Origin of the sequence: Streptococcus suis (assembly GCF_002960625.1) — a bacterium.
In the GTDB taxonomy this organism is placed as follows: Bacteria; Bacillota; Bacilli; order Lactobacillales; family Streptococcaceae; genus Streptococcus; species Streptococcus suis_T.
Map to the genome: position 1 here is coordinate 1 of NZ_POJH01000055.1, position 17,681 is coordinate 17,681.

17 protein-coding genes and 2 pseudogenes are annotated in these 17,681 nt (G+C 41.0%); 10 read left to right on the top strand and 9 right to left on the bottom strand.

Translation table 11 applies throughout. The features are described from left to right. The 3 genes and pseudogenes from C1G49_RS10425 to C1G49_RS10440 all read left to right on the top strand — a co-directional run. Window positions 1-96, top strand: a pseudogene (locus C1G49_RS10425) (23S rRNA (adenine(2058)-N(6))-methyltransferase Erm(B)); the annotation flags it as partial. Window positions 97-265: 169 nt separating this feature from the next. Next, a pseudogene (locus tag C1G49_RS10435) lies at window positions 266-526 on the top strand (topoisomerase DNA-binding C4 zinc finger domain-containing protein); the annotation flags it as partial. 172 nt (window positions 527-698) lie between these two features. After that, the gene (locus C1G49_RS10440; RefSeq protein WP_044765915.1) at window positions 699-998 is read left to right on the top strand and encodes a helix-turn-helix transcriptional regulator; all 300 of its coding nucleotides are present in this window, start codon (window positions 699-701) and stop codon (window positions 996-998) included. A gap of 621 nt (window positions 999-1,619) precedes the next feature. On the opposite strand, the gene guaA is transcribed toward C1G49_RS10440, so the two are convergent. Further along, window positions 1,620-3,170 (bottom strand): glutamine-hydrolyzing GMP synthase, encoded by a 1,551-nt coding sequence (guaA, locus tag C1G49_RS10445; protein WP_105125610.1) that lies wholly within the window; start codon window positions 3,168-3,170, stop codon window positions 1,620-1,622. Window positions 3,171-3,443: 273 nt separating this feature from the next. On the opposite strand from guaA, the gene C1G49_RS10450 reads away from it, so the two are divergent. The 4 genes from C1G49_RS10450 to C1G49_RS10465 all read left to right on the top strand — a co-directional run bounded on the left by C1G49_RS10450 (window position 3,444) and on the right by C1G49_RS10465 (window position 7,040). After that, window positions 3,444-4,142 carry a GntR family transcriptional regulator gene (locus C1G49_RS10450; RefSeq protein ID WP_105114737.1) on the top strand — a complete coding sequence of 233 codons (699 nt, stop codon included), beginning with the start codon at window positions 3,444-3,446 and terminating at the stop codon, window positions 4,140-4,142. 117 nt (window positions 4,143-4,259) lie between these two features. Beyond that, window positions 4,260-4,592, top strand: coding sequence for a putative DNA-binding protein (locus tag C1G49_RS10455; RefSeq protein WP_024378637.1), 333 nt, complete (start codon window positions 4,260-4,262; stop codon window positions 4,590-4,592). A gap of 12 nt (window positions 4,593-4,604) precedes the next feature. Then, window positions 4,605-6,179, top strand: a complete 1,575-nt coding sequence (gene ffh / locus C1G49_RS10460) for a signal recognition particle protein (RefSeq protein ID WP_105125611.1) — start codon at window positions 4,605-4,607, stop codon at window positions 6,177-6,179. Between the two features lie 195 nt (window positions 6,180-6,374). Further along, window positions 6,375-7,040, top strand: coding sequence for a SatD family protein (locus C1G49_RS10465; protein ID WP_105125612.1), 666 nt, complete (start codon window positions 6,375-6,377; stop codon window positions 7,038-7,040). 35 nt (window positions 7,041-7,075) lie between these two features. Here C1G49_RS10465 and C1G49_RS10470 read toward each other — a convergent pair whose 3' ends face one another. Then, complete coding sequence (locus C1G49_RS10470) at window positions 7,076-7,510, bottom strand: GNAT family N-acetyltransferase (RefSeq protein WP_105125613.1); 435 nt, start codon at window positions 7,508-7,510, stop codon at window positions 7,076-7,078. Window positions 7,511-8,108: 598 nt separating this feature from the next. On the opposite strand from C1G49_RS10470, the gene C1G49_RS10475 reads away from it, so the two are divergent. The 3 genes from C1G49_RS10475 (at window position 8,109) to xerS (ending at window position 11,075) form a co-directional block, all read left to right on the top strand. Then, on the top strand, window positions 8,109-9,191 hold the full coding sequence (locus C1G49_RS10475; protein WP_105125614.1) for a hypothetical protein: 1,083 nt from the start codon (window positions 8,109-8,111) through the stop codon (window positions 9,189-9,191). Further along, on the top strand, window positions 9,188-9,523 hold the full coding sequence (locus tag C1G49_RS10480) for a hypothetical protein (RefSeq protein WP_105125615.1): 336 nt from the start codon (window positions 9,188-9,190) through the stop codon (window positions 9,521-9,523). Before C1G49_RS10475 ends, C1G49_RS10480 begins: the two co-directional genes overlap by 4 nt. 481 nt (window positions 9,524-10,004) lie before the next feature. Then, entirely contained in the window at window positions 10,005-11,075 is a 1,071-nt protein-coding gene (gene xerS, locus C1G49_RS10485; protein ID WP_105125616.1) for a tyrosine recombinase XerS, read from the top strand. Between the two features lie 62 nt (window positions 11,076-11,137). Here the strand turns inward: xerS and C1G49_RS10490 are convergent, their stop codons facing one another. The 7 genes from C1G49_RS10490 to C1G49_RS10520 all read right to left on the bottom strand — a co-directional run bounded on the left by C1G49_RS10490 (window position 11,138) and on the right by C1G49_RS10520 (window position 17,678). After that, on the bottom strand, window positions 11,138-12,646 hold the full coding sequence (locus C1G49_RS10490; RefSeq protein ID WP_105125617.1) for a phosphomannomutase/phosphoglucomutase: 1,509 nt from the start codon (window positions 12,644-12,646) through the stop codon (window positions 11,138-11,140). Between the two features lie 75 nt (window positions 12,647-12,721). Further along, window positions 12,722-13,663: a sensor histidine kinase gene (locus C1G49_RS10495; protein WP_105125618.1), complete on the bottom strand. Its 942-nt coding sequence runs from the start codon at window positions 13,661-13,663 to the stop codon at window positions 12,722-12,724. Further along, window positions 13,660-14,328: a DNA-binding response regulator gene (locus C1G49_RS10500; RefSeq protein ID WP_161942120.1), complete on the bottom strand. Its 669-nt coding sequence runs from the start codon at window positions 14,326-14,328 to the stop codon at window positions 13,660-13,662. Before C1G49_RS10500 ends, C1G49_RS10495 begins: the two co-directional genes overlap by 4 nt. Window positions 14,329-14,366: 38 nt before the next feature. Further along, window positions 14,367-14,633, bottom strand: coding sequence for a type II toxin-antitoxin system RelE family toxin (locus tag C1G49_RS10505; protein ID WP_105125620.1), 267 nt, complete (start codon window positions 14,631-14,633; stop codon window positions 14,367-14,369). Then, complete coding sequence (gene relB / locus C1G49_RS10510) at window positions 14,623-14,862, bottom strand: type II toxin-antitoxin system RelB family antitoxin (RefSeq protein ID WP_015646833.1); 240 nt, start codon at window positions 14,860-14,862, stop codon at window positions 14,623-14,625. The genes C1G49_RS10505 and relB overlap by 11 nt, the downstream gene beginning before the upstream one ends. Window positions 14,863-14,954: 92 nt before the next feature. After that, window positions 14,955-16,925, bottom strand: a complete 1,971-nt coding sequence (locus C1G49_RS10515) for an ABC transporter permease (protein ID WP_105125621.1) — start codon at window positions 16,923-16,925, stop codon at window positions 14,955-14,957. Beyond that, on the bottom strand, window positions 16,926-17,678 hold the full coding sequence (locus C1G49_RS10520; protein WP_024407069.1) for an ABC transporter ATP-binding protein: 753 nt from the start codon (window positions 17,676-17,678) through the stop codon (window positions 16,926-16,928). Window positions 17,679-17,681: the final 3 nt, after the last annotated feature.

Consider the following 17,681-nt stretch of genomic DNA (forward strand, 5'->3'; position numbering starts at 1 on the left):
ATGAAACACGCCAAAGTAAACAATTTAAGTACCGTTACTTATGAGCAAGTATTGTCTATTTTTAATAGTTATCTATTATTTAACGGGAGGAAATAATTCTATGAGTCGCTTTTGTAAATTTGGAAAGTTACACGTTACTAAAGGGAATGTAGATAAATTATTAGGTATACTACTGACAGCTTCCAAGGAGCTAAAGAGGTCCCTAGCGCCTACGGGGAATTTGTATCGATAAGGGGTACAAATTCCCACTAAGCGCTCGGGACCCCTTGTAGGAAAATGTCCTAAGTGTGGCAACAATATTGTATTAAAAAAATCGTTTTATGGTTGTTCAAATTATCCTGAATGTACCTTCACTTTAGCTGAACATTTTAGAAAGAAAAAACTCACCAAAACAAATGTAAAAGAATTACTAGAGGGAAAAGAAACCCTGGTAAAAGGAATCAAAACGAAAGATAGAAAGTCCTACAATGCCGTTGTAAAAATCGGAGAAAAGGGATATATTGATTTTATATCTTTCTCAAAATAAACATAAAAGCCCTTTAAAGAGGGCTTTTATATATTAATCACAAATCACTTATCACAAATCACAAGTGATTAATCACAAATCACAAGTGATTAATCACTTGTTTATTAAGATATTAAAAGCTATAATTTAAATAAAGCGTGAATTTTATGACACAAAAAGAGGGGGGAGAAACTTGGAACTAGCATTTAGAGAAAGCTTAAAAAAGATGAGAGGTACCAAATCAAAAGAAAAATTCTCCCAAGAATTAGAAATGAGTAGATCAAATTATTCACGAATAGAATCAGGAAAATCAGATCCAACCATAAAAACACTAGAACAAATTGCAAAGTTAACTAACTCAACGCTAGTAGTGGATTTAATCCCAAATGAGCCAACAGAACCAGAACCAGAAACAGAACAAGTAACATTGGAGTTAGAAATGGAAGAAGAAAAAAGCGATATACTAGATATAACGAAACAACGAACTGAATAAAGAATACAAAAAAAGAGCCACGACCAGTTAAAGCCTGAGAAACTTTAACTGCGAGCCTTAATTGATTACCACCAATCAATTAAAGAAGTCGAGACCCAAAATTTGGTAAAGTATTTAATTACTTTATTAATCAGATACTTAAATATCTGTAAACCCATTATATCGGGTTTTTGAGGGGATTTCAAGTCTTTAAGAAGATACCAGGCAATCAATTAAGAAAAACTTAGTTGATTGCCTTTTTTGTTGTGATTCAATAGTATTTAAAGGGGAGGCGAAAGAGTTACCTAAAAAAATACCTCTAGGGGATGACTGGAATGCCTTGCAATCAAATAGGTATACGAATTTTAACAATCTATTTACTTCAGCAAATACTGATGAATTATTTTCAAAAACATTTGAAAACGATGGAGACGAACGTTCTTATCACAGTGAAGAATTTGATGACGGATTTGAAACAAATCAATAGTATATAAAAAGAATTAGCCAGAAAAAATTTCTAGCTAATTCTTTTTTCGGGGGGATTTAGGGGGGAATCAAACGAAGATTCACCCTTTTTAGACTAGTTTGTTCCTGCTAAACTGCTGTAGAATCGCTATTTTGAAGGTAAATCAAGCCTCTCCATTATTCCCACTCAACCGTAGCTGGTGGTTTGCTTGTGATATCGTAGACGATGCGGTTGACGTGGTCAACTTCGTTTACGATGCGGACTGAGATTTTCTGAAGGACTTCCCATGGGAGTTTTGCGAAATCAGCAGTCATTCCATCGACAGAAGTGATAGCACGGATAGCGATAGTGTAGTCGTATGTCCGACCATCACCCATGACACCTACGGAGCGAACGCCAGTATTGACAGTGAAATATTGCCATACATCGCGGTCAAGACCCGCTTTGGCAATTTCCTCACGCAAGATAGCGTCAGATTCACGAACAGTTTGGAGTTTTTCTTCTGTGATTTCACCCATGACACGAATAGCAAGACCTGGTCCTGGGAATGGCTGACGCCATACAACTTCCTCAGGCATCCCAAGAGCAGTACCCAAAGCGCGTACCTCATCTTTGAAGAGAGTGTTGAGCGGTTCAATCAACTTAAACTGCATATCTTCAGGAAGACCGCCAACGTTGTGGTGAGATTTGATGGTCTCAGCCGTGTCGGTACCAGACTCGATGATATCAGTATAAAGCGTTCCTTGAGCTAGGAATTCAACATCCGTCAACTTGCTCGCTTCGTCGTCAAAGACGTAAACAAATTCATTACCGATGATTTTACGTTTCTTTTCAGGGTCAGATACGCCAGCAAGTAGGTCTAAGAAACGCTTAGCAGCATCAACGCGAATAATATTGAGGCCAAACTTGCCACCCAACATCTCCATAACTTGATCGCCTTCATTCTTACGTAGAAGACCGTGGTCAACGAAAATACAGGTCAATTGGTCACCGATAGCGCGTTGAAGAAGGACACCGACAACAGATGAGTCAACACCGCCTGAAAGACCAAGTAGAACTTTCTTGTCGCCAACTGTTTGGCGGATTTTTTCGATCTCAGTTTCAATGAAGTTTTCCATGGTCCAGTCGCCCTTGGCTCCACAGATACCAAAAGCAAAGTTTTTCAAAATGTCATTGCCATATACCGAATGACGAACTTCTGGGTGGAACTGGATACCGTAGATACGGCGTTCAGTGTTTTCAATAGCAGCAAAAGGACAGTCAGCGGATAGACCAACCAAGTGGAAACCTTCAGGAATTTCAGTTACGGCATCACCATGGCTCATCAGAACCAATTGCTCTTCAGGTGTGTTTGCAAATAAGGCTGATTCAGCTTTCAATTGGAGATTTGATTGACCATATTCACGGTTTCCAGCCTCGCCTGCAGGTAGTACCTTACCACCCAATTTATGCGTAATCAACTGCATACCGTAGCAAATTCCCAAGACAGGAATTCCTAATTCAAAGATTTCTGGGTCAATATCAAAGGCATTTTCAGCGTAAACAGAGTTTGGACCACCAGAGAGAACGATACCAATCGGATTGATGGCACGGACTTCCTCAGCAGTAACCTTGTGATTTTTCAATTCAGAAAAGACACCAAACTCACGAATACGGCGTGAGATGAGCTGATTGTACTGGCTACCATAATCCAATACAATAATTTTTTGGACATCTTGTTTTGTCATGTTTTTCCCTTTCGTTTTGAAAATAATTCAAATACTGTTACTTATTTTATCATAAAAACGAACATTTTCCAAACTATAATTGTTAAATATCTGTTTTGCAAACTATGGTGGATTTTTGAAAAAACAGCGTTCGTTTTTTTCTGGTTTTTACTGATTTTGTTATAGGGAAATTCAGATGATTGTTTGTCTAGAAAGTTTTTGCAGATAAAAATCGGTCTAGATTGGTCAAATTTCGGATATTTTGATAAACTAGGAGTAAGAAAGGCTAATCAGATGAAAGCAGCATATATTACCATTCATGATAAATTAAAAGAACAGATTGACAAGGGAGTTTGGGCAGTTGGACAACGCTTACCCAGTGAGCGCGATTTGGCTGACGAGTTTGGCGTTTCACGGATGACCTTGCGCCAGGGCATTACCCTGCTGGTCGAAGAAGGAGTTCTTCAACGTAAGGTGGGGTCTGGAACCTATGTAGCCAGCACACGGGTCCAAGAAAAGATGCGTGGAACAACCTCTTTTACTGAATTGGTACAACTCCAAGGGAAAATGCCGAGCAGTCAGTTGTTGTCTTATACTCGTACCAAACCAAATGAGAAAGAAGTTGAGCAACTTGCTTTAGGCAAGGGGGAATACGTTATTCGGATGGAGCGGGTTCGCTATGCTGATAATGTACCTGTGGTATATGAGGTAGCCAGCATTCCCGAACGCTTGATTAAGAACGTTCCCAAGGAAGATGTGACTAACCATTTCTTCAAAACCCTTATTGATAATGGCTATCGGATCGGAACAAGTAAACAAACCATTTTTGCCAGACTGGCTAATGAGAAGGTTGCCAAATATTTAGAAATTTCAAAAAATCAAGCTATTCTAGCTTTAAGGCAGGTTTCTTATCTGGAAGACGGTCAAGCCTTTGAGTATGTCAATAGCCAGTATGTTGGTGAACGGTTCGAGTTTTATCTGGAGAATAATTAGTAGCTCTACGCTCGATTGTATGACGTAATATAAATTATGTAATCTACATCTGTTTTCTAGGTACGGAAGCAGATGTTTCTATTTATTTAAGACGGAATTTTTGATATAATAAACCTTATGGAAATTGAAAAAACCAACCGAATGAACGCCTTGTTTGAATTCTATGCAGCCTTGCTGACAGATAAGCAAATGAACTACATTGAGCTATATTATGCAGATGATTATAGCTTGGCTGAAATTGCTGAGGAATTTCAAGTTAGCCGTCAAGCGGTATATGACAATATTAAACGAACAGAAAAATTGCTGGAAGATTATGAGATGAAGCTGCATATGTATTCTGACTATGTGGTGCGTAGTCAGATTTTCGACGAAATACTCACTAAGTATCCAGAAGATGCTTATTTGAAGGAAAAAATCGCCATTTTAACCAGCATTGATAATAGAGAGTAAGAGGAGAAGTATATGGCTTTTGAAAGCTTAACAGAACGTTTGCAGAGTGTTTTTAAAAACCTACGTCGTAAGGGGAAAATTTCTGAGAGTGACATCCAGGAGGCAACCAAGGAAATCCGTCTGGCCTTACTAGAAGCCGACGTTGCTCTTCCAGTTGTAAAAGATTTCATCAAAAAAGTACGTGAACGTGCCATTGGTCACGAAGTTATTGAAACCCTGAACCCCGCTCAACAAATTATCAAAATCGTTGATGAAGAATTGACGGCTGTATTGGGGTCTGAAACGTCTGACATTATCAAGTCACCAAAAATTCCAACCATCATCATGATGGCTGGTTTGCAGGGGGCTGGTAAAACAACCTTCACAGGTAAACTGGCCAACAAACTCAAGCAGGAAGAGAATGCTCGTCCTCTCTTGATTGCGGCGGATATTTATCGTCCAGCTGCCATTGACCAGTTGAAGACCCTTGGTCAACAAATTGATGTACCTGTATTCGAGTTGGGCAATCAAGTACCTGCCCTGGAGATTGTACGCCAAGGTTTAGAACAAGCCAAAGCCAATCATAATGACTATGTCTTGATTGATACGGCCGGTCGTTTGCAGATTGACCAAGCTCTCATGGCCGAATTGAGAGAAATCAAAGACTTTGCCCAACCAAATGAAATTCTCTTGGTTGTCGATGCCATGATTGGTCAGGAAGCTGCCAACGTTGCGCGTGAATTCAATGATCAACTGGCTATTACTGGTGTGATTTTGACTAAGATTGACGGCGATACACGTGGTGGTGCAGCCTTGTCTGTCCGTCACATTACTGGTCAGCCAATCAAATTCACCGGTACTGGTGAAAAAATCACAGATATTGAAACCTTCCATCCAGACCGTATGTCTTCTCGTATCTTAGGTATGGGTGACATGCTGACCTTGATTGAAAAAGCCAGCAAAGAATACGACGAGAAGAAATCATTGGAACTCGCTGAAAAAATGCGTGAAAATACCTTTGATTTCAACGATTTCATTAATCAGCTGGACCAAGTTCAGAATATGGGACCTATGGAAGACCTGCTGAAGATGATTCCAGGTATGGCTGGTAACCCAGCCCTTGCCAACTTAAAAGTTGACGAGCGTGAAATTGCACGAAAACGTGCAATTGTATCATCTATGACACCAACTGAACGTGAAAATCCTGATTTGTTGACACCGAGCCGTCGCCGTCGTATTGCTAACGGTTCAGGAAATAGCTTTGTAGAAGTTAATAAATTTATCAAAGATTTCAACCAAGCCAAAACAATGATGCAAGGTGTCATGTCTGGTGATATGAGCAAGATGATGAAGCAAATGGGTATTAACCCAAATAATCTTCCTAAAAATATGCCAAATATGAATGGTATGGATATGTCTGCTCTTGAAGACATGATGGGCGGTGCAGGAATGCCAGATATGAGCCAACTGATGGGAGGAGCTGGTATGCCAGATATGTCCCAAATGTTTGGAGGCGGTTTGAAAGGTAAAATTGGTGAGTTTGCTATGAAACAAGCCATGAAACGCCAAGCCAATAAAATCAAGAAAGCCAAAAAGAAGAGAAAATAATCTCTTCTTTTTACTTTTTTGTTCGAAGTGGTTAAGTTGTAGCAATAGAAAATAGGAGTAGGATGGTAGAAAAGAGCGCTATTTTGCATTTTAAATTTCCGTTATAAAGGAAAGTTTTAAAGAAATCCCTTATACTGGACATTTTCCGTGATGTCCGTTACAATAGAAAAAATAACGATAAACAAAGGACAAGTCATGAATTATATCGCAATAATAGGAAATATTATCCATTCAAAACAGGTTTCTCAGCGTTCAAATACTATAGAAGGTCTAAAACAGCAGCTGAATAGTATCAATTATTCTTTTTCCCAGAACTTAGCATCGCCATTTACCCTTACAAAGGGAGATGAGTTTCAAGCTCTATGCAAGCCAAACCCGTATATTTTTTTGATGATTGACCAAATTCAACTGGCCTTTCGTGATCAGCTAGAAATTAAATTTGGAATTGGTCTGGGGGAAATTTTGACAGCCATCGACCCCAAACAAAGCATTGGAGTGGATGGACCTGCTTATTGGGAAGCGCAAAAAGCGATAAAGGTCATTCAAGATAAGGATGATTATGGTAGTAGCCTAGTTGCTTTTTCTTCTGAATACAAGCAAATCGACCGTGTTATCAATCCTTTACTTACTTCAAGTGATTTTATCAAAGCTACTTGGAATAGTTCACAAACAGACTTGTTTGAATTCTTAATCAGCAATAAAATCTATCAGGAAGAATTTAAGCAAAAGCCAATTGCCGAGAAGATGAAGCTTAGTCAAAGTGCCTTTACCAAACGCTTGAAGTCCAGTGGAATAAAACTTTATTTCCGAAATCGAAAAACAGCTATGGATTTAATCCTGCAGCTCAGTCAAAGAAGCTAATTATATTTACATAATTTATATTGTGTAAACTTTTTTTAGAATTCTAATCGCAATACAATTTCATCTTCATCATATTCGCCCGTTTCAACAAAGCCAAGTGATTGATACAAGGTTCTGGCTGGGCTGTTTTGGGATAAAATGCAGAGCTGAACAGCTGAAAATTTTCTTTCTGAGCAGAATTTTTCCAGCAACTGTGTCATAGCCTGACGACCCAAACCTTGTTGCTGGAAGTCGGCATCAATGAAGAATTCAGAGATGAGATAGGCTTGTCGTTCAGGGAAATCATGGTATAAAACTAGACCAACAGGACAATCTTGCTGGTAAATCAAATAAGCCTGGCTATCAAACATTCTATAAGCAAAGGCACGTGCCAAGGTTGTTACCTTATCGGCGACAAACTCAGCTTGGTCAGGAGAAACAGATAACGGAACTCGCCAATTATCAGGACTGACAGGAACAAAATCTAGCATAAAACATCCTTTCGTATTTGTTTGTATTATAGCATATGTGGGTTTAGATGAAAAACTAAAAATTTATGAACAATTGACCGTACATGGTCTAAACCCTTGATAATACTGGGATAGAAGCATAAAGTACATAGATTGAAAAATGTACTTTATTTTTATTTTGTACTTTTGAATAGGGTTATTTATTGTACATAATGATTAGTTTATCTTATTCTTGATATCTCTTTTGAAAAGTACATTTATCATCCACAATTTGATAAAGTTCTGCACTTTCAAAAGTACATTTTTTTCGGTCGCATTATATTATTATAAAGGATTTTTTTGGGGTAATGCTATTTTTTTCTATGAGATAGTAGGTATTTGAAGACATACCAACATAGCGTGAAATAAGTGGTATTTCATCCACCCTCAGTTATTATTTATTAAAATCTCCAATATATTTTGATGTTTCCTCTAATTGGTAAATTCTCTACACAAATTTTTATCATATATTGTATTTTGTTATTAACAAATGGTATAATTTTATAGAAATAAGGATAACAAATATTGGACTATCTTGAGAATAAGTACGATATTCTTGAGGAGGAAGGAGGTCAGTAGGATGAGAATTAGTAAGCGACAACTTATTCTACTCGTCATGGGTGCTGTTTTTATCCTAGTCTCTGGACTGGGCTACTATTTCTACAAGGACAGTAAGATAAATAAGGACTATGACTATACCAGCTGGGATAGTTACATAGAGGATTACCAGTTTTTGAAAGGGCGTTCATCAGCCCTCATCACCTGGGAAGCTACTCCCAAGGAAGAAGTTGACAAACGTCTGGCATACTCTCCCTATGTCAATCAAGAAGAATGGCCTGAATCATTGAATGGCTATATCACCTATCTTTCTTTTCACTTGAAAGAGATTCCTGAATCGAGCTCTGTGAAACAAGGATTTTTGGGAGAAGTAGCGTTTGATAGGCATCAACTGGAGGATGGAGAGTATCTTAAACTTATCGTATACACTTCTGAAGAGGGTGATATTCGTCAAAAAGAGATTGATATTCGTCAAAAAGAGATTGATATTCGTCAAAAAGAGATTGATATCCATCAAGCGATCCAGAACTTTGATAAAGACTATATTTATGATAGTAGAGGGCGAAAAATATCTCAGCTAGGCAATCAGATAGTTCTCCGACTAGTTATCCGTAAGGTGGGGGAAGGCCGTGAATCCAAACGATCAGTTTATTTAGATATTAAAACAGGGGAGGTTTTTGAGAATGTGGAAGAACCAACAGAATTTCCTGTTGATATCTGGGGCTTAAGCACTGTTCTAGAAACCAATTTGAATTCCCAAGGTATTGCAATTTACGGTCTGGACAATACTATTAGCTTGACTACCAATGAAGAGGGTGAGATTGTGATTCCGGAGACAAGTACCATAGATCGGTCGGTCTTGGCACAGACGGAGTCAGAAATCTATCAAGCCCTGCTCGAGAAAGAGTCTATCTATCTATTGGAGGATTCCGAGTCTATTGCGACCATTTTGGATAATTTGGAACTCTTTTATCCCCAGCCAGAAGATCTTTATCAAGGGGTGACTATTCCTGTAGAGTACTCCATTGACGGTCAAGCACATGAAGTCAATAGTCGTGAAGACTTTCTTCGCTATTTCAAACAAACTGAGGAGGTTTCAGAATGAGTAGTCAAAATAGAATTAACCCCGAACAGCTTACAAGCATCGAAGCCAGCTATGTGGATATGTCTGGGATGATCGCAGATAGCGCAGACTTTTTCGACTCTGATGATGCTTCGAAAGAAAAGGTAGCTTCCACTACTAGTCAGCTTAAGTCAGTGAGTCAAGAGATTGTTTCGACAGTTGAGCAGCTGGATAACTACTTGAACACGGTGGCAGAAGCCTTTCGTCAAGCAGACCAGTCGATTGCCAATTCCATCGAGGAAAGTCTGGTGAACGGAAAGGAATTAAGAAAAAGAGATATAACTAAGAGCTCATCCTATCAGATGTTGCCATAAACCAATCCAGACAAGATTACCTTGCCTGGATTTTTTTGGTATAATGGGAGGGTATCGAGTGAATTTCCTATGGGTGGCTAATTTCAACTTGAAATTTGGGGAAAACGAGCTCATTTTGTTCAATTTAAAAAATAATAAAACAGGTCTAAAGTATAGATTTGTTTTAAATTTATATAAAAAATGGAGGTATCTCAATGTCCGAAAACATAGTTTTAGGTATCAAATTAACTAGAAAAATGTACTTTTGAAAAAAATTCCAGTTTTGTCGTTAATAAAGTACATTTTTATGGAAAAATGAGGGTATCTAGAAATTCCAGTTTAGCCTTGAATTAAGTACATTTTTAGCTGATTTTTCATAAAAAATTTTTTTGGTTATCTATATGACTATACTCACATACATCTTTCCGGAAAACTATAATTTTCTTGAAACTTATCTGAGTTTATGCTATACTACTCATATAACTAAAATCAGGAGAAATACATGCGTCGTGAGTTATTACTGGAAAAAATTGAACAGCTAAAAGAAATCATGCCTTGGTATGTTTTGGAATATTATCAGTCAAAATTGTCTGTGCCTTACAGTTTTACAACCTTGTATGAATACTTGAAAGAATACCGTCGTTTTTTTGAGTGGTTGCAGGATTCAGATTTGGTCACTGTGGAACGGATTGCTGACATTTCTCTGGATGTTCTGGAACATTTGACAAAAAAAGATATGGAAGCCTTTATTCTTTATCTGCGGGAGCGTCCCTTGCTGAACGCCAATACCACGCAGAATGGTGTGTCGCAGACCACCATTAACCGTACCCTGTCGGCACTTTCTAGTCTCTTCAAGTATTTAACCGAGGAAGTGGAAAATGAGCAGGGCGAGCCCTACTTCTACCGCAATGTCATGAAGAAGGTGTCCACCAAGAAGAAGAAGGAAACCTTGGCGGCTCGGGCGGAGAATATCAAGCAGAAGCTCTTTTTGGGCGATGAAACCATGGAGTTTTTGGACTATGTGGACAAGGAATACCAGGTCAATCTCTCCAAACGTGCCCTATCATCCTTCCAGAAAAATAAGGAGCGGGATTTGGCGATTTTGGCACTTCTCTTGGCATCTGGCGTTCGTCTGTCTGAGGCGGTCAATCTGGACCTCCGTGATGTCAACCTCAAGCTGATGATGATTGAGGTGACGCGTAAAGGTGGCAAGCGTGACTCGGTCAATGTAGCTGGGTTTGCTAAGCCCTATCTGGAAGCCTATATGAGCATCCGTCAGCAACGCTACAAGGCTGAAAAATCGGATACAGCCTTCTTCCTGTCTGAGTACCGTGGTCTGCCTAACCGCATCGACGATTCTTCCATTGAGAAAATGGTGGCTAAGTATTCTGCGGACTTCAAGATACGCGTAACCCCCCACAAACTCCGTCATACCTTGGCAACTCGCCTCTACGACGCCACCAAGTCGCAAGTTCTAGTCAGTCATCAGCTTGGGCATGCCAATACCCAGGTCACCGACCTCTACACCCATATTGTTAACGATGAGCAGAAAAATGCTCTGGATAAATTATAATTTTACGTAATATAAATTATGTAAAATAACACGAGTAAGCTCAAACTTACTCGTGTTTTCAATTATAGAAATTCTTTCAATTTTTCCTGATTGACAGCTGGGTACTGGTCCAAAAAGGCTGAGAGTGTTCGTAAAACGGCAGGAATATAGCCAGTTTGGTCATTTTCCACCTGCAAGACCAAGAGTGGCTCGTGGAGGCTCATACGGAGCAAGAACCAGCCGTCACCATAAGGCTCAGTCAGGTCAAACCGCACTCCTTCTTCGTTTTCTGGGTTAAAAGCAAAGCCTTCGAGGTTGGTGTTTCTGAGTTCAGCAATGACCTGTTCACCAAGTGATCGATAGTCTGTAGCTTCCAGCTTGAACCGCACTTCTTGGGTTTCCAGCGGTTGTTTAAGCTGGGCAATCAAGTCGTCCAAGGACTTACCTTCCGCTTGCAATTTTGGTAAGAGCATGAGAATCTTAGCAGCCACATAGGTTCCGTCATCAAGGAAGTAATTTTCCTTAAAGGCAGCGTGTCCAGAGGTTTCGATAGCCAACTGGCAATCAATTCCCTCTTGGTTTGCTAAAATAGCACGGTTAATCACGTTGCGATAGCCTGAAATATAGCGAATTTGTTTGCCGCCCAGGCTTTCTATAAAGACTTTCAGGTGTTCAGTTGTTGGAGAATTGGTCACAATGCTGGTTCCTGGATGTTCAGCTAGGACAATCTGGCTAAGAACGGCAATCAGGTTGTTACGATTGAGGATTTGACCTGACTTGGTGACTAGGGCGGCACGGTCAACGTCGGTATCAAAGATAATGCCTAGGTCTGCACCTTGCTTCAAGACAGCCTGACGAATGCTTTCCATGGCTTCCTTGTTATCTGGGTTTGGAACATGGTTTGGGAAGGTTCCGTCTGGGTCTAGGAATTGTGAACCTGTGGTATCTGCTCCCAATTCTGCCAACACTTTCTCAGCAAAGAATCCACCCGCGCCGTTTCCAGCATCGACGATGATGTTGAGATTGGCAAGTGGTTTTTCTTGTCCGTCACAGGCTGAGCGAATTTTGCCTACGAGGTCTTGGGAGTAAGGCGTCATCAGGTCTGCACTGGCGACACTTCCAAGGGAAGAAGCTGGCAAATCTTCACTATGCGAGAGGATGAAGTCAATATCTTCGTGCTCTGCTCCGCCATTTTCCGAAAAAATCTTAATACCGTTGAAGTAATAAGGCAGGTGGCTGGCAGTGATCATGACACCAGCGTGGCACTTGAACTGAGGATACTGGGTGCTCATGAAAAGGGCTGGCGTGGTGGCCATGCCGAAGTCAATCAGCTGAACGCCCAGACGAACGGCTTCTTCTGTAAAGGCTGTGACCAAATCTGGACCGCTGAGGCGGCTGTCTCGACCGATACCGATGGTCAATTGCCCTTTTTGATAGGCCTGCGCCAGTTCTGGCTTCTGAGTTAGCCAATGAATAAGTCCGCGAACCACTTCCTTGGTGGCTTGTGGAGTGAGATTGACAGCATATTCGTCAGTAGCAATGGCAATACCACGGATATCTGAACCGTTTTGCAAAACATGATGGTGTGACATAGTAACCTCCTAATTTTCTAGTAGTTTCAGTATATCACAAAATCAAAACGCTTTCAAAAGGAAAAAGTACAGCTTCTACTGTACTTTGGTGATGGTTACGGTGGTGCCGACGTCTACTCGGCTTTCCACTTTAATGCCTAAATCTAATTGACTTAAAACACGCTTTGTCAAATAAAGCCCAAAACCTGTCGCTTTTTGATGTTCACGGCCATTAAAACCTGTAAATCCCTCATCAAACAGACGTGGAATATCTTCTGCCAAAATGCCAATTCCCGTATCAGTAACGGAAATTCCCTCATTCAATTCAATGGCTACCTTACCACCAGTCTTATTGTACTTGAGGGCGTTGTCGATAATCTGTGATAGGGCAAAACTAAGCCATTTTCTGTCGGTTTTCAGTAGCCAATTTCCATCAATGGTCACCGAAATGTCTTTTTGCAAGAACTGATTGCGGTATTTTTTGACCAAATCGATCACTACTTCTCTCGCTTCCACCTGCTCAAAGCGAAAATCGCTGGCATGGTTGGTCAGTTTGAGGTAATTGAGGAGATTTGCCATATAATTGTCCAAGCGTAAGAGCTGGTGGTCGACATCTTTCTGATTGAGATTGTCAGTCTGGCTCATTAAAGACAGGGCAGCCAGAGGCACTTTCATCTGGTGGGACCACATTTTGACCATGGCTTGCAGGTCCTCTTCCCGTGACTTATAATCCAAGAGCTGCTCCCGCGTCGCCTCCTTCTCCGCCTCAATCAAGTTGAGATAGGCAAGGTCCACAGGCTTATTCAGCAGGGGCAAAGCTTCTTCATGGACATAGTCTTCCAAGGCTCTCATGCGGTTGCGAAACTTCCAGAAAAGCCCTGCAGTCAGAAGGATTAAGAGGGTTAGGGACAATAGCAGAGCGTTTTGCAGGAATTCGGTGGGCAGTTTGTAAAGTAAAAAGAGCAAGATAAAACTACCAGCCAAGACCAGATAGGCGAAATAAAAACTCCGGTATTCACGGATAAATTTTGCTATCATTTGACCAAGTACCCCACGCCACGAACCGTATGGATACGGTCAAATCCCACTTCGCTCACCTTCTTACGTAATCTGGTCATGTTGACATTGAGTGTATTCTGGTCAATAAATTCTTCATTTTCCCAGAGTTTTTCCAAGAGTTCATCCTTGCTAACAATCTGCCCTTGTCGTTCTAGTAAGGCGGACAAAATCTTGGTTTCCGTAGGAGACAATTGAACCTGTTCCGATTCGTTTGAAAATCGCCCGTCTAAACTAAGCTGGAATTGGTCGATAGACAAATCGGTTGATTTGCTGAATTGATTGACCCGACGCAGAAAGGCACCGATTTTGGCATCCAAAATCCCCAGAGAAAACGGCTTAGACACAAAATCATCACCACCCATGTTCATAGCCATAACTGCATTCATCTCATCATCGCTAGAGGAGATAAAGATAATGGGCATGGTCATGGTTTTACGGATTTCTGTCGTCCAGTAAAAGCCGTTGTAATAAGGCAGGCTAATGTCCATCAGCACCAAGTCTGGCTTGAGTTCCGCAACTTCCTGACTAACTGCTCGGAAATTCTGCACACTTTCTACCTGATATGATTTTCCCAGATGCTGCTTCAAGAGCTGTACAATCATCTCATCATCTTCAACAATATAAATCTTCTCTTTTTTCATCATCTTCATTCTGCAAAAGCCAGGACACAAGTCTTGGCTTTCTATTTATATATTTCTTTCCGATGCCCGACTTCAAGGGCCGTTACAATCAATTTTTCATCCTCAATGCTGACGATGACCCTGTAATTACCGATACGGTACCGCCATTGGCCAGAACGATTAGCAGTCAAGGCTTTTCCGTATTGTCTGGGATTGTCGCAACCGTCAATATGCTTGTAAAGATACCGCAAAATCAAACTTGCAGCAGTTTTATCCATCTTTCGAATTTGCTTTTGAGCCTTAGCGGACAAAATAACCTTATAACTCAATGCCCAACTCCTCAGCCATTTGTTCTAGTGTTATCGGCTCAATTCCATTCGCCAAGTCTTCTTGGTATTCTGCCCAAGCAATATCTGCCACACGGGCGTCGTACTCATCTTCAAGGGCTTCAAGGGTTTTAGTCCGAATGAGTTCTGACAAACTCACACCTTCAAATTTTGCCATAGCCTGCATAAAGAGCTTGTCCTGCTCAGAAACTTTCAATGTGATAGCTGCCATTTTTCTTACCTCTTATAGTATTCCTTTGGTATTACCATTGTAACACCATTTCCCTGAAAATGCAAGAAATCTCGCACAAGGCGAGACTTCTTCTACCGTTCAATAATGCGGTAATAGGTGCGACTGGTCCACTTGTAAATGACAAAGTAAATCGGAGCGACTGCCAGTAGGGTAATTCCGCTGACGGTATAAATCATAAGCGAAGAGGTGACACCAAGGGTCAATAGCATTTGCTTAAGCATAACAAGAGAAATCACGAAATGCAAGGTCGCCATAGCTAGTGGCATAAAGAAGACCGTAAGTGTTTGCGAGTTAATGGTTTTCTTGACAGCCTGCTGGCTCATCCCCACTTCTTGTAGAATCTTGTAGGATTTCTTGTCTTCATGCCCTTCCGAGTACTGCTTGTAGTAAATAATCAAGGCAGCACCTAGCAAGAAACTAATACCCAACAAGAAGCCTGTGAAGAGAAATCCACCTCTGAAGCCCATGATCATATTGGTAAAGTCTGTTTTCTGCATGACGTATCCTAAAGATTCTCCATTAGCATCACTGATATTATAGGCATCGCCTGCCTGCTCACCAAGAGTGGCCACTTCCTCATTGGTCATATCAGTAAAGACACGGTAGTCCAGACTAACCTGATAGCCTTGCGGATTATTTGACTCATAGTAACTGCGAATGGTTTCCAAGACACTATCATCACTGACCACCATGACGGCAGCATTGAGCGTATTAGTAATATCAGGGAAAATAGCTGTATCAAGATTTACTACATTCTCGAAAGTACTATCTCCCAAAGTGACTTTCTCTAGCAACGGCATTTCACTTGGACGGATAAAGGCAACTTGATTGGCAGCCAGCTCTGGCAGGTCATTGCCCAACTTCCGGAAATCATCTTGGGTGACGAAGTAGGTAAAGGCTATTTTGCTAAAGTCTGGATTGGCAATGGTTTCTGGACTAATGACAATCTCCTTCCCACCGTCATAGACCAGACCAGCTTGGTAGGTCAGGTAGGACAGACTATCTTCCGCTTTTTCTGGAAAATGGCTGAGCACCGATTGCTGATAGGCACTTTCACCCTGACTTCTATCCGCAACTTTGTAGGTAATAGATGTTTCCTTTGGATAAAGACCACTTGTCATGCTTGACATGCCAGTATAAAGTGAAGTCGTTGTTGCAATGGTCACAAAGGCCATGACTACAAGTAACGTAATATTGGCCAAACCCGTTGCGTGCTGCTTCATCCGAAAAATCATCTGCGAAGTCGTAATGAAATGCTCTGGCGTATAGAAATACCGCTTGTTTTTTCGACGAGCCTTCAAATACCAAGTCATAAAGCTGATGTAGAACAGATAGGTCCCCGCAATAACAAAGAGCACAGCGATAAAGAACCGAAAGATAAGAGCTACACCTTCTGCTTTAGATGAAAGTGATAGGTAGTATCCAATACCCAGTCCCACTACACCAAGAGCAGCTAGAAGAACATTGCCTTTTGGCTCCTTCTCCCCTTTCTCACTAGCTCGGAACAAAATCAGCGGACTGGTCTTACCAATGGTCCGAATGGCTAGCAATTCCAAGAGAAAGAAGATACCAGCAAAGAGAAAGGCGGTCATGACAAAGGCCAAAGGGGCTATTCCAAAATGCAAATCACTATAATTTGTTAGATTGACAAAAATCAAGTAGAGAACATTTGCGAACACACCAGCTAAGACAGAACCAAGAACCACAACCAGTAAGAATATCATCATCAATTCTAGGCTGGCTATCAAGGCTACTTTTTTCTTGTTCATCCCCAGCATGTTATAGAGACCAAATTCCCTCGCCCGTTGTTTCATCAGGAAATTAAAACTATAAATCTCCATAATGACCGAGAAAATGGTCAGAACAACAACACCAAGACCGATAGAAACGGCACCAGAGCCCATGGTCTCCATAACTGGACTGAGCATGAGTAAGAACATGGAACAAATCAGAGTAAATAGCACAAGACTAGCTAAAACAAAGGGAGCAAAAACACCCATGGATTTTCGGATATTTTGCCCAGCAAGTTTGAGGTAAAACATCTACTCACCCCCTAAAAGTGCAGACATATTGAGCGAAATTTCCTTGGCAAAGTCTTGATTGCTCTTGCCTGCCTTGTATAGTTGATGGAAAATCCGCCCGTCCTTGATAAAGAGTACTCGCTTAGCATGACTAGCTGCGTTGGCTGAGTGAGTCACCATGAGAATGGTTTGCCCGTCTAAGTTGATGTCTTCAAACAAATTCAGCAAGTCTTCCGAATTGCGGTAATCTAGGGCAGCCGTCGGTTCGTCCGCTAGAACAATCTGTGGCTGGGTAATCAAGCTACGGGCAATGGCCACGCGCTGCTTTTGTCCACCAGATAGTTCAAAGGGACGTTTTTTCAGCAAGTCCTGAATCCGCAGTTTTGGCGCCAAAACTTTCAACCGTTTTTCCATTTCCTCATGGCTGGTACGGGCCAATACCAGAGGTAAAAAGATATTGTCTTGGATGGACAGGGTATCCAAGAGATTAAAATCTTGGAAGACAAAGCCTAGGTTGCGCAAACGGAAATCTGCCAGCTTGCTTTCCTTGATTTTCGTAATATCCTGATTGTTTAAGATAACAGAGCCCCTCGTCGGCTTGTCCAGGGTTGCTAGAATGTTGAGCAAAGTCGTCTTACCAGAACCACTTTCCCCCATGATAGCGATAAACTCGCCCTCTTCTACCTTAAAATCCACATCTTGCAAGGCACGAGTTTCCTCTTTTGAAAAGCGCGTGCGGTAAACTTTTTCTAAATGATTGATTTCTAATAACATATA